At 49.5% G+C, this 12,300-nt stretch carries 9 protein-coding genes; 5 read left to right on the top strand and 4 right to left on the bottom strand.

Going from position 1 to position 12,300, the window contains the following annotated elements:
* Positions 1-4 precede the first annotated feature (4 nt).
* The 3 genes from rpsR to dnaB all read left to right on the top strand — a co-directional run bounded on the left by rpsR (position 5) and on the right by dnaB (position 3,740).
* Entirely contained in the window at positions 5-235 is a 231-nt protein-coding gene (rpsR, locus tag XMA152_RS06010) for a 30S ribosomal protein S18 (protein WP_173481232.1), read from the top strand.
* 87 nt (positions 236-322) lie between these two features.
* A complete protein-coding gene (gene rplI, locus XMA152_RS06005; protein WP_173481231.1) occupies positions 323-769 on the top strand; it encodes a 50S ribosomal protein L9 in 447 nt (148 codons plus the stop codon).
* A 103-nt stretch (positions 770-872) separates the two neighbouring features.
* The gene (gene dnaB / locus XMA152_RS06000) at positions 873-3,740 is read left to right on the top strand and encodes a replicative DNA helicase (RefSeq protein WP_173483039.1); all 2,868 of its coding nucleotides are present in this window, start codon (positions 873-875) and stop codon (positions 3,738-3,740) included.
* Between the two features lie 132 nt (positions 3,741-3,872).
* Here the strand turns inward: dnaB and XMA152_RS05995 are convergent, their stop codons facing one another.
* Both XMA152_RS05995 and XMA152_RS05990 read right to left on the bottom strand, forming a co-directional pair.
* Positions 3,873-4,472: a glutathione S-transferase family protein gene (locus XMA152_RS05995; protein ID WP_173483038.1), complete on the bottom strand. Its 600-nt coding sequence runs from the start codon at positions 4,470-4,472 to the stop codon at positions 3,873-3,875.
* A 2-nt stretch (positions 4,473-4,474) separates the two neighbouring features.
* Positions 4,475-4,906, bottom strand: a complete 432-nt coding sequence (locus tag XMA152_RS05990; RefSeq protein WP_173483037.1) for a thioesterase family protein — start codon at positions 4,904-4,906, stop codon at positions 4,475-4,477.
* Between the two features lie 88 nt (positions 4,907-4,994).
* Between XMA152_RS05990 and XMA152_RS05985 the strand changes: the two genes are divergently transcribed.
* On the top strand, positions 4,995-6,161 hold the full coding sequence (locus tag XMA152_RS05985; protein WP_173483036.1) for an MFS transporter: 1,167 nt from the start codon (positions 4,995-4,997) through the stop codon (positions 6,159-6,161).
* Between the two features lie 150 nt (positions 6,162-6,311).
* Positions 6,312-9,467, top strand: coding sequence for a PAS domain-containing sensor histidine kinase (locus tag XMA152_RS05980; RefSeq protein WP_173483035.1), 3,156 nt, complete (start codon positions 6,312-6,314; stop codon positions 9,465-9,467).
* Positions 9,468-9,536: 69 nt separating this feature from the next.
* Here the strand turns inward: XMA152_RS05980 and XMA152_RS05975 are convergent, their stop codons facing one another.
* Both XMA152_RS05975 and XMA152_RS05970 read right to left on the bottom strand, forming a co-directional pair.
* On the bottom strand, positions 9,537-10,415 hold the full coding sequence (locus XMA152_RS05975; RefSeq protein ID WP_173481225.1) for an amidohydrolase family protein: 879 nt from the start codon (positions 10,413-10,415) through the stop codon (positions 9,537-9,539).
* A gap of 11 nt (positions 10,416-10,426) precedes the next feature.
* Positions 10,427-12,277: a feruloyl-CoA synthase gene (locus XMA152_RS05970; protein ID WP_173483034.1), complete on the bottom strand. Its 1,851-nt coding sequence runs from the start codon at positions 12,275-12,277 to the stop codon at positions 10,427-10,429.
* Positions 12,278-12,300: the final 23 nt, after the last annotated feature.

Raw genomic sequence — 12,300 nt, 5'->3', positions numbered from 1 at the left:
TCAGATGGCACGTTTTTTCCGTCGTCGTAAGTTCTGTCGTTTCACTGCAGAAGGCGTTACTGAGATCGATTACAAAGATCTAGACGTCCTAAAAGGTTACATCACTGAAACTGGCAAGATCGTACCTAGCCGTATCACTGGTACCAAAGCTAAGTACCAGCGTCAGCTAGCTACTGCTATCAAGCGCGCTCGCTACGTAGCACTTCTTCCATACACTGACGGTCACGACCGTTAATAGTGATTGATAGCTCTATAGCTATCTTTGGGTGATTGTTTAATTTTTTACTGCAGGTATACCTGCAGCCTAAATGAGGTTTGAGAGATGGAAGTTATCCTCCTCGAGAAGATCGGTAAACTAGGTGCACTAGGCGATAAAGTTAACGTTAAAGCTGGCTTTGGTCGTAACTACCTGATCCCACAAGGTAAAGCAGTTTCTGCAACTGCTGCCAACGTTGCACGCTTCGAAGAGCGTCGTGCTGAACTAGAAGCGGCTGCTGCTGAAGCACTTGCTGCTGCGACTGCACGCGGTGAAGCTTTAGAAGGCAAAGAAGTAACTATCACAGCAACTGCTGGTGATGAAGGTAAACTGTTCGGCTCTATCGGCGCACGTGACATCGCAGAAGCGATCACTGCGGCTGGCGCTGAAGTAGAGAAGAGCGAAGTTCGTCTTCCAAACGGTGTTCTACGTAACATCGGCGAATACGAAATCGTTGTTCAACTACACGCAGAAGTATCTGCTACAGTGAACCTTAAGATCGCTGCTGAGTAATCAGACGCTTTCTCAAAAAAAACCGCGCTTCGGCGCGGTTTTTTTATGCCTAAACAGGTATAGTTACCTGCTCTAATCATTTTATTTTTGCAGTAATTAGACCATGCTCGATTTCCAAGACGACGATCTCACACAGGCCAAAGTACCGCCTCACTCGATAGAGGCGGAGCAGTCGGTGCTGGGTGGCTTGATGCTGGACAACAACGCCTGGGACGTTGTGTCGGAAGTCTGTCTGGAACAGCACTTCTACACCGGTGGGCATCGCATGATGTTCCGCACCATGCAGAAGCTGATCGATCAAGGCCGTCCGATCGATGTTGTCACGCTTTCTGAAGAGCTGGACCGTACCGGTGAGCTGGAACGTGCTGGCGGGCTAGAGTATTTGGTTGATCTTGCGCGCAACACGCCAAGTACATCCAACATTCGAGCCTACTCAGAGATTGTCCGCGATCGTGCCTTACTGCGTCAGATGATTTCGGTCTCGACAGAGATCTCAGACGCCTCCTTCTTCCCAGATGGTCGTTCGGCCGATGAGGTCTTGAATGAGGCGGAATCTAAGATCTTTCAAATTGCAGAGAACCGTCCCAACCAGAGTGGCCCTCAATCGGTTAACCCGCTGCTTAAAGCGGCCGTTGAACGTATCGATGAACTGTTCAGTAATGGCGATGCACTCACCGGCCTAACGACTGGCTTTGATGACCTGGACGAGCGCACCGGTGGTCTGCAGCCGTCAGATCTGATCATCGTTGCCGCAAGGCCCTCGATGGGTAAGTGCATTGTTTCAGGTTCACGATTAGTCGACCCGAAAACGGGCTCACGATTAACGATCGATGAGATGGTTGCCGAACAATATGGTGCAGTTACTTCAGTTAATGATCAGTTTAAGTTAGTGGAAGCCCGTGCTTCACAATTTGTGGATGATGGCATTAAACCTGTATTTGAAGTCAAAACCGCACTCGGTCGCTCGATTAAAACAACGTTAACTCACCCATTTTTAACGGGTAAAGGGTGGAAAAAACTAGCCGATATATCCATTGGTGAAAAAATTGGTGTGCCAAGGGCGCTGCCAATTTTTGGCTCGACACCCTTGCCAGAGTATCAAGTTAAAGCCCTGGCTTATTTCTTGAGCGATGGCGGTACCACGCAAACTAACCCCATCTTTACTAATGTAAATAAAACCATTGTTGCTGACTTTAAACAGGCCGTTGAACAGTTTAATTCGGCTAAGGTGACTCGTACCAGTTACGATCATCGTGCGCCAAGCTACCGTGTTTCTGGGCGCTCTGAAAATACCAATCTAATGAGAGTTAGATTTGCAGCATATTTAGAAAACGCGATGCAAAGGTTTGGACTCTCAGGTAAAGCGTTAGCCAATAGATTATCACTCCAGCCGTCGACAATTAGTGCCTGGCGTAATGCCGTTTCTGTGCCAAATCCATTAGGTTACCAGTCCCTTTGTGATGTTTTTGGAAGTGAGTTCCAGCAGGAGACCTATGAGGTTTATGAGTCTGGTTCAACGTTAATTAACCCGGTGACAGTGTTCTTGAAAGAGCAGGGTGTTTGGGGTTGTTTAGCGCATGATAAGGTTATTCCAGAAGCAGTTTTTAGCTTGCCAAAAAGTCATTTGAAGCTCTTCCTAAATCGTATTTTTGCATGTGATGGTGGAGTCTCATTCAGTTCAACTGGGCAGATTCGGATTAGTTACAGCAGTGCCAGTGAATCCCTAGCGAGTGATATCCAACATTTGCTTTTGCGTTTTGGAATAGTTGCCAAGCTAAGAACTAAGACGCACCACAAGCGTGACCAGTTCGAAGTTGAGCTGATTTCGCGCGAATCGATAGAAACCTTTATCACTCAGATAGGAATGATTGGTAAAGAGGATCGTCTTGCAAATGCCAAAGCTGAGTTGTCATTAAAAAGATCTCACACAAACCGAGATGCACTGCCGGATTCAGTCAACGACTATATCCTTGAACTGAAAGGCGAGCAGAGCTGGCCAGATCTATTTGCACAGAAAGGGTTAGAGTGTCCGAATGGATTTAATCCACATTTACAGGGTGTAAGTAAGCGTTCGTTAAGTCGCCAAAAAGCTCGTTTTTATGCAGAGCTCTTTGATGATAGCTATCTGATGAGTCTCTCTAGTTCTGATCTATATTGGGATGAGATAGTTTCGATCGATTATGTTGGAAATGATCAGGTTTATGATTTAACCGTCCCTGAACTACACAACTTTGTCGCTGAAGATATTTGTGTCCATAACACCACCTTCGCTATGAACCTGGTGGAAAACGCCCTGATGGGGGACGATAAACCGGTTCTAGTCTTCAGCCTCGAGATGCCTGCCGCTCAGTTGATGACGCGTATGTTGTCATCGCTTGGTCGTATCAACCAGACGCGTGTGCGTAACGGTCAGTTGGAAGATGATGATTGGCCAAAGCTCACGGCGGCCGTCAACATGTTGAAGAACAAGCCCCTGTATATCGACGATCAGCCGGGTATCAGCCCTAACGAGATGCGTACCCGTGCCCGTCGTATTGTGCGTGAGCATGGTGAGATCGGCATGATCATGGTCGACTACCTGCAGTTGATGCAGATTAAGACCGGTAAGAGCGAAGGGCGTACCGCCGAGATCTCAGAGATCTCCCGCTCGTTGAAAGCGCTAGCCAAAGAGATGAACTGTCCGGTTGTCGCACTGTCGCAGCTTAACCGATCTCTGGAGCAGCGCCCTAACAAACGCCCAGTGAACTCCGACCTCCGTGAATCCGGTGCGATCGAGCAGGATGCCGACGTCATCATGTTCATCTATCGTGATGAGGTTTATAACGAAGATTCGCCAGAGAAAGGGGTAGCTGAGATCATTATTGGTAAGCAGCGTAACGGCCCGATCGGTACTACTCGACTAGCCTTTATCGGCAAGTACACCCGTTTCGAAAACCTTGCACACAGCTACGAATACCCACCGGACGAGTAATGTTCTGATCGGAAAGTGACTGGCTTTAGCCTGTCATCTGCCGTTGCAGCCTTTTCCAGAGATTCACTGTTTGTAGTGAGCGGATGACAGGCTGAAGCCAGTCACCAAGACCTTGGGAGCTCGCTGACACCGTCAATAAAACTCGGTCAGATGAAACGGCTCAGATGCTTTTAACGGCTTACACCACTCTACCAGTTTCGCTCTTTCGGTCGCGTTCATTTCTGGAAAGCGAAACTCTAAGTATTCAAGCGCACACAGTAATAGTATCTGGCCCATTCCAGGCGTGGCTCCAACGACTCTTGGCGGGTGTTCAGCGAGCTCATCTAACAGGCGTTCAATGGCTCGTAATCGACGAGTAGGTAGTACGCTGTTACGGTTCTCGTCAGTCGCCAGTGATTTGTTAAAGAGCATCATCCAGACGGTTGCATCGAGTAAACCGATGGCTCTGCCTGCCAGCGACATCTCTTGAATGGCTTGAGCATTGGGAAAAAGCGGAGGGTTGGGTGCGCGGCGCTCCAAGTACTGCATGATCAGCAGGGTTTCGGTCAGGGTAGTGCCATCATCCAGAATCAGCGTGGGGACTTTGACACTGGGGTTGGCCTGAACCAGTTCAGGAGTGTTTGATGCGGGATCAACCCAAACCATGCTGCACTCTGAGTCTAGCCCTTTAAGCATGATCGCGATGCGCACCGCCCGTGCATAGGGCGAGGTATGTGAGAGCATTAACTGCATGGCTAAGCCTCTTTCAACAAATTAGCCCGAAACGCCTCTGGTAATCCCACCACTTTGCGTGCGTCATAATCAAAGAAGACGATGCCGGTTTTTACGTGCGCTATCTCGACGGCGGTCGCTCTGTTGGTCATTAGATAGAAAATATCGCAGCCATACTTGTTGAAGTCCCCGACCGTGATGTCGATCTGGATCTGGTCGCCGTGGAAGCCCTCCGCCTTATAGACGACTGCGCTATCGGTCATGATGATGCCAAAGCCCTCTACATCCATTTCGGTATAGCCATACTGTCTGAAAAAACGGGTACGCGCTTCGTGAACGAAACTCAGAACCGAGTCATTACCTAGGTGGTTGCCGTAGTTGATATCGCTGATACGAACATCCATTACCGTCGAAAATAGGTAGTTATCGGGCATATCAATTTTAATGCGTGCCATGGGCTGTAAATCCTTCTTGTAACACTAATCCCTATATGAGAACTTAGCCTGTTATCGCACACAGCACTAGTGCTTTTAAGGAAATCTTATGTCTTCTGCTTCAACCAATGTGAAACTCTACCCCGTTGCGCAAGCACTAGGGGCTTCGACGCCGCCGATCATCATCTCGTTGGGCGGTCTGGTCAGTCTCTCTCTTAATGCACCGCAAGACTTGATCACCATGCCGGTGTTTCTGTTCAATTTAGGTGTTGCGCTCAGTACCTTGCCGGCTGCCTTTATGGTGCGACAGTTCGGGCGAAAAGCGGCTTATCTGTTTGCCGCTATGGTCTGCGTATTGGCGGGACTTGTGGCAGGGACGTCGATCATCAACCAGTCGTTTATCTGGTTCTGTAGTGGCACCTTCTTGGCGGGTTTCTACGCGGCGCATGTTCAGAGCTACCGGTTTGCCATAACCGAAGGGGTGGCGAGTGAAGAGCAGGGTAAGGCGATATCACGCGTTATGATTGGTGGTCTAGCCGCCGCGATTATTGGTCCACAGGTCGTTGTCTGGACCGAGGGTGCACTAGAAGCGCAATATGCTGGTAGCTTCCTGTCGATGTCAGTGCTGGGTGTGTTGGCCATTATACTGCTGACTCAGCTTAAACCGGTGGAGTCCGGCTCTAAAGCGAAGTCGGGTGGCTCAAAGTTGGAAGCGCTGGCGCTGCTTAAGCGCCCCGCCTATCTGACAGCGGTTGCTGCCGGTGTGGTCTCCTATGGCCTAATGGCCTTTGTCATGACCGCTGCACCGATCGCCATGGTCTCGCACGGTCACGAGGTACATCAAGCGGCGCTGGGAATTCAGTGGCACGTGTTGGCGATGTTCGCGCCGAGCTTCTTTACCGGGAAATTAATGGCTAAGTATGGCAAAGCGCGTATCACAGCCATAGGGCTTCTACTCATTGCGCTCTCTGGATTAATTGCGCTGTTTGGCTTGGAGCTGACCCACTTCTGGGGTTCGTTGATTCTGTTGGGTATCGGTTGGAACTTTGGCTTCATTGGTGCGACGGCGTTGGTGGCGCAAAGTGTTCCGGAAGAGGATAAGAGTGTTGCCCAAGGTTTAAACGACTTTTTGATCTTCTCCATTGTGGCGGTCGGCTCGTTTATGTCCGGTTTGCTGCTCAACTCGACCAGTTGGCAGGTACTTAATCTGGTGATCTTCCCGACTGTTGCGTTGGCGCTTGGTTTGATGCTGTTTAATCAAAAGCGTTCTAGTTGAGGATAAGTTGGCCTGAAAATTGCTTAGCTCTATTTAGGGCTTTATTAAGCTATTTTAGCTCCATCTGTCTTAAATGAGCCTTGTTATTTTGCAAATTCTCTCTATGTATTTGCAATTTGCAACGCAAAATAGTTAAAAGTTGGTTGATATATGAACAGTGCTTCAAAAACGATTTATGACAAGTTAGCGATTAAAGTCGCCTTTTTTATGGTGTTGCTATCGCTGCCAGCACTTGTGCTGAGCCTGTGGGGCGCTATCGCTATTGATGGTGCGTTCGGGCCAGTGATGGCCCAGGGTGTCTTGTTCATCTGTTTGATCATCGCGTCGCTGCGTTCTATTCCGCTGCGTTATCAGCACCGACTAATGATTTCGATCCTGGTTATCTTTATAGCGGGTGCAGTGGCAACGCTTCGTTATTCAAACCCAACGGTCGGTTATACCTACAGCCTGATCATCACACTGTTGATGTGTCTGTTGCTTCCTCGTTTTGCGGTCTTTGCTCTCTTGGCTTGTATTAATGCTTTGGTAGGCGCTGTTGCCGTTTTGATCTTTGATCTGTCAGTGGTTCGAGTGCTGCTTCAGTTCGTCACCTTTACCGGGTTGACGATCATTGGGCTTGAGGTGTTGTTTCAACTGTTAAGTCAACATATGAACTCTAATAAATGGATTGAAGAGGAAAGTGCTCGACAAAAGGTGGTCTCATCTGAGGCTAACATCGGTTTTTTTGAATACGGTCTGGAAACCGGGCTTTTAAAAGGGGATGCCGTCAATTCATCTCGATTCGGTCTGTCGAAGTCTGATGCCCCGATAGTGTTTAGCGACTATACGCACTGCTTTCCAGAGGAGAGTCTGGCAGCTATTAGTGAAGTGTTTGATAAACTAGTCAAAGGTCCGGTAGGCACTCATACGAATTTTGTTCACGATATGCGTATCCAGCCAAGTGGAGTGTTGTGTCATTTTAAAGTGGTCGGTCAGTCCATAGAACGTAAGGGTGAAAAGCTATTTATCGGTGTTTCAATTGATATTACTGAAGAGGTTCAGTTCTCCAAAGAGGCCGAAGACTTAACCGATCAAATCAATCTTGTTTCAAATGTTGGTGGCGTTGGGCTTATCGAATTTTTCCCAGATACTCGCACCTTTAAGTGTAATTCTGAGGTATCGGCGCGTTTAGGGGTTGAACACTCAGAGTCAGAGCGTGACATAGAGCTATTCTATGCTCACCAAACGGAAGAGGTTCGCGCAACCTTCAAAACGCCCCGTGAAGTCTTAGCGAAGTCACCGAATGGCGAACTGCAGGCCTTTGTGCATCCATTTTACCTTGCTAATGGTGATCTTCATTACATGCGCGTTTCACGCATCAAGCGGGAGCTGAACGGTCGCACAAGTTTCTTAGGCCTTTCGCTGGATATAACCGATGAGGTGCAGGCCAAAGAGCAAGCAGAGAGACAGGCGGAACAGTTAAACCTGCTAGCGATGAGTGGCGAGGTCGCCTACTTCGAGGTGGATCTTGAGCGCGGTCTGATAGACGGTAATGCACTTCTGAAACAGCGCGCCGGACTGCCAGCGGATGCGCCGGCGTTTCCGATGGCTGAGATAGTCGCCAGTATCCCAGCCGATGCTCGCCCTGAATTTGAAAGCAATGTGCAGCGAGCTATAGAGGCGGGTCTAGGTGGAGTAACCACCTTCGAACACCCCTACTACAAAGATGATGGTGAATTGATCCATATGCGCGTCACTGCCACCACACAGATGCGAGAAGGTCGTCTACATGCGCTCGGTGCCTCGGTTGAGATAATTGAGGCAGTGCGAGCTAAGCGGCAGGCCGAGAAACAGGCGGAACAGCTTAAGCTGATTACCGATCAAGGCAAGATTGGTCTTTATGTGTTTGACCTCGAAAACGGCGTTATGCATGCGAACTCGGTATTGTGCGAACGTTTTGGGGTTGATCCCGAAGTCGGTGAGATCTCACAAGAGCGAATGCTTGAAGGCCTCACGGAGGATTCAAGGCCTGGTGCGCTAGAGCATATAGAACGGGGTAAAACCGCACCTGAAGGATACTTTGCAACGTCGACGGTTGATCATATCTTTAGCGATGGCTCCGTTCATAAGATTCGTATCTTCGAGAAGCTTGAGCGTCGTCAGGGTCGTCCATTTTATGTGGGGGCCTCAGTGGATGTTACGGACGAGGTAGAGGCCCGTGAGCAAGCTGAAACTGCAATGTCCAAGCTCGCCCAAGAACAGGATCGCCAGGCCCAGATGTACGCCGTAATTGGCCATGAATTGCGCACCCCTGCGGCCAGTCTGCAGATGATGCTCGATGATCTTGAAGAGGGAGAGACGCTGGATAAAGCCCTTGTCGAAAGCAATATTGAGCATCTTTTGGGTGTGATCGATACTTTGCGTGCAGTGGCTCAGCCAGAACGTATGGCGAAAGCCGCGTTTAAAGATGTTGTGATAGATGAAATGCTCACGGCTCAGGTTGCAAACCTATCGGCTCTTGCAGAGCGATCGGGTGTCGAACTTACCGCGGACTTATCGAATTTAACCAGTGAATCGGTTCATATCCAATCCACGTTGCTCAGACAGGCCATAGCGAACCTCATTAAAAACGCCATCATTCACTCGGGTGGGGATAAGGTTCAACTCCATGCTAGTGGCGAACTAAAAGGGAATCACACCAAGGCGTTGACGATTCGAATCTCAGATAACGGTAAGGGTATTTCTGACTCTAAAATAGATACTCTGTTTGAGGCATATCAACGCGGTGACACTAACGCAGAGGGAACTGGCTTGGGTCTGTTTGTCTGCAAAGAGATAGTGGCTTTGATGGGCGGGGATCTTCATTATGAAACCTCTGAACAGGGCGGCGCTGAATTTGTGATCGAGTTAGTGGTCAATCTATCCAAACAGACTAGTGAAACTCCAGTGCCGATCGATAATCCACTGGAGGGTAAGCGAGTCTTGATGGCAGAGGATAATAACGTCATCCAGATGCTAACCGCCAAGATGTTGAAAAAGCAGGGCGCTAGTGTGGTTGTTAACAGCGATGGCCAACAGGCCCTAGACGCCTATGCCGAGGGTGCTTTTGATCTGGTGTTGTCTGATATCTTTATGCCGGAACTGGATGGCTACGGTCTAGTGAAAGGGCTGCGTGAGAGAGGCTATACTGGCCCCATTGTCGGTCTGACGGCAGCCACCATCGGCGCAGAGACCGATCTTATGTTAGAGGCCGGCGCTGATATCGTGATCTCTAAACCGATCGAACTGGCTAAACTCCAAGCCTTCTTGATTGAGTATGACAAATAAGCAGTGCAGTAAGTGAGTTCAGACAATAAAAAACGGGCCCTAGAGGCCCGTTTTTGTCAGTTTGAAAGGTTATTTCAAACCGAGAATGCGTGCAGCGTTCTCTTTCATGATCAGAGGTTTTACCTCCTCTTTAACGTCGAGTTTTTCGAAGTCAGCAATCCAGCGATCAGGTGTGATGACAGGCCAGTCAGAACCAAACAGCATCTTCTTCTTAAGCATACTGTTCATGTACTGCAGCAGGATTGGTGAGAAGTACTTTGGAGACCAACCTGATAGATCCATGTAGACGTTTGGCTTGTGAGTCAGTACTGATAGCTGCTCTTCCTGCCATGGGAAGGCTGGGTGTGCCATAACGATGGTCATGTCTGGGAAGTCTGCAGCAACATCGTCAAGGTAGATCGGCTGTGAGTACTTAAGACGCATGTTCATGCCACCAGGTGCACCCGCACCCACACCGGTCTGGCCGGTGTGGAATAGGGCGATAGCACCCTCTTCAGCAATCGCTTCGTATAGAACGTACGCTGAGCGATCGTTCGGGTAGAAGCCCTGCATGGTTGGGTGGAACTTAAAGCCTTTCACACCAAACTCACGTACAAGGCGGCGCGCTTCACGAGCACCTAAGCGGCCCTTAGCTGGGTCAATAGAGGCGAACGGGATGAGGATGTCATCATTCTCAGCACAGATGCGTGCTACCTCTTCGTTTTCGTAACGCTTAAAGCCGGTATTACGCTCTGCGTCGACAGGGAAGATAACCGATGCGATCTTGCGCTCACGGAAGTAAGCCGCTGTCTCATCGGGTGATGGCATCATGTTGTGGCCAGCGGGGTTCTTGAAGTACTTCGCAAAGGCTTCTTGGAACTCAAAGTAGCCATCATCACGATCACAAGAGCAGGGCTCTTCCGCGTGTGTGTGGAAGTCGATGGCGATGATTTCGTCTAGATTAATCATTCTCTATCCCCTTAAAGTGAGATCACGTGGTCATCGGGTGACTCAACGTATAGTGATTCCATTATATCAGCACGGCGAGCCATGACAGCGCGCTGGTTGATTGAGCCTTTATCAGTGATCTCGTTACCATCAATCGATGGCAGTTCAGACAGTACTGTGATGCGTTTAACACGTGTTGAACTACCGGTACTGGTGCCCGCCATCTGCTCAAGACGTTCAGCCATCACCTCTTTAACGTGAGGTTGAGCAACCAATGTTTCGTTGTCCATCTCTTTGCCACCAGGAACCAGCGCCTGAAGGTGAGCCCAGTCTGGGAAGATCATCGCTGCAATGTAACCACGGTCACGACCACAAATTACCGCATCTTGCACGTAAGGTGCGAAGTGGTGGATCAGTGAAGCACGCAGTGTGCCTACGCTGACCCAAGTACCGGTATCGAGTTTAAAGTCTTCAGAGACACGGCCGTCAAACAGAAGGCCACGGTTTGGTTCGTTCGCGTCGATCCATTTAACTGCATCGCCAAGACAGTAGAAGCCCTCTTCATCGAACGCTTTCTTAGTCTGCTCTTCGTTACGCCAGTATCCAGGGGTGATGGTGACCGCTTTCACGCGAATCTCAGTCTTGTCACCGTTTGGAAGCAGTTTAAGCGTAATGCCTGGAGCTGGGCTGCCAACAACACCTGAAGCGGACTCTTCAACGGATGCGAACAGGACAGACGGTGCAGTTTCAGTGGCGCCAAGGCCAGTCACCATTGGAACCTTCTTGCCGGTGTGTTCAACCGAAAGCTCGTCAAGCTGATCCCAGACGTGCTGAGCTAGGCCAGCACCAGCGAAGAAGAACATCTTCAAGTTCTTGAACAGCGATTTAGCGATATCAGGGTTCGCTTTTAGCTCTCTCGCCATCAACTCGTAGCCTTTAGGTACGTTGAAGTAGATGGTTGGTGAAATCTCTTTAAGGTTCTCCATGGTGTGGTGAATCATCTTCGGAACGGGTTTGCCTTCATCAATGTAGAAGGTACCACCGTTGTAGATCGCCATACCGATGTTCTGGTTACCACCAAAGGTGTGGTTCCATGGCAGCCAATCAAGAATAACGGGCTTCTCATCTTTAAGGAAAGCGTAGACAGAACGCACCATCTCTTGGTTGGCACAGATCATCTGCTGAGTGTTGATGACCGCTTTCGGCATACCCGTTGAACCCGAAGTCCATAGGAACTTTGCGATGGCATCACCGGTTAGTGCGTTATGTGCTGCGTCTGCTTCCGCTGATGCTGTGTAATCGATCGCATCATCTAGGTTACTAACGGCGTAGCTTAAGCCGTCCGTTGCGTGGTCTGCTGAGCAGGTCAGTACTGGTGCTTTATCGGTGTTAACCGCGTCAATGGCATCACGGTATGGACCTAGGTTATCAGTGAAGATCAAACCCGGAGTCAGTGTGTCAAAGACGTGGCGAAGTTTGCCGTAGTCGCTTGAGATCAACGAGTAGGGGGTTGAAATAGGCGAGAAAGGCACGCCAATGTACATTGAGGCTAGCGCAACCAGTAGGTGCTCAGTTGAGTTACCTGACAGAATCACAACTGGGCGATCGTTGCTCAGGTTCTGAGTTAGCATCCAGCTTGCGATAGAGCGAACGCGCTCGAGTGTCTGAGCGAAAGTAAGTGATTCCCACTCGCCGCTCTCGCCACGCTGGCTGATAAGCACAGTGTCTGGTGTCTCGTTAGCCCAGTGCACCAGTTTGTCAGTCAGTTTGACGGGGTAGTCACCTAATGGCTCTGCACTGGTGACGTATTGCACGCCGTCCGCAGCGTTCTCAATAGTTACGCCGAAGTCGTTGATGTTTACTGAGTGAAATTCTGCAGTCATGTTTATCTCCTGATGCTTAATGC

This window comes from Marinobacterium sp. xm-a-152 (assembly GCF_013282965.1).
In the GTDB taxonomy this organism is placed as follows: domain Bacteria; phylum Pseudomonadota; class Gammaproteobacteria; order Pseudomonadales; family Balneatricaceae; genus Marinobacterium_E.
This window is presented reverse-complemented; position numbering and strand designations above follow the sequence as displayed.

Bases quoted from the DNA above. Each gene is read 5' to 3' on its own strand.
- rpsR (WP_173481232.1), top strand. From the start codon at position 5: ATGGCACGTTTTTTCCGTCGTCGTAAGTTCTGTCGTTTCACTGCAGAA.
- rplI (WP_173481231.1), top strand. From the start codon at position 323: ATGGAAGTTATCCTCCTCGAGAAGATCGGTAAACTAGGTGCACTAGGC.
- dnaB (WP_173483039.1), top strand. From the start codon at position 873: ATGCTCGATTTCCAAGACGACGATCTCACACAGGCCAAAGTACCGCCT.
- XMA152_RS05995 (WP_173483038.1), bottom strand. From the start codon at position 4,472: ATGCAGTTAATGCTCTCACATACCTCGCCCTATGCACGGGCGGTGCGC.
- XMA152_RS05990 (WP_173483037.1), bottom strand. From the start codon at position 4,906: ATGGCACGCATTAAAATTGATATGCCCGATAACTACCTATTTTCGACG.
- XMA152_RS05985 (WP_173483036.1), top strand. From the start codon at position 4,995: ATGTCTTCTGCTTCAACCAATGTGAAACTCTACCCCGTTGCGCAAGCA.
- XMA152_RS05980 (WP_173483035.1), top strand. From the start codon at position 6,312: ATGAACAGTGCTTCAAAAACGATTTATGACAAGTTAGCGATTAAAGTC.
- XMA152_RS05975 (WP_173481225.1), bottom strand. From the start codon at position 10,415: ATGATTAATCTAGACGAAATCATCGCCATCGACTTCCACACACACGCG.
- XMA152_RS05970 (WP_173483034.1), bottom strand. From the start codon at position 12,277: ATGACTGCAGAATTTCACTCAGTAAACATCAACGACTTCGGCGTAACT.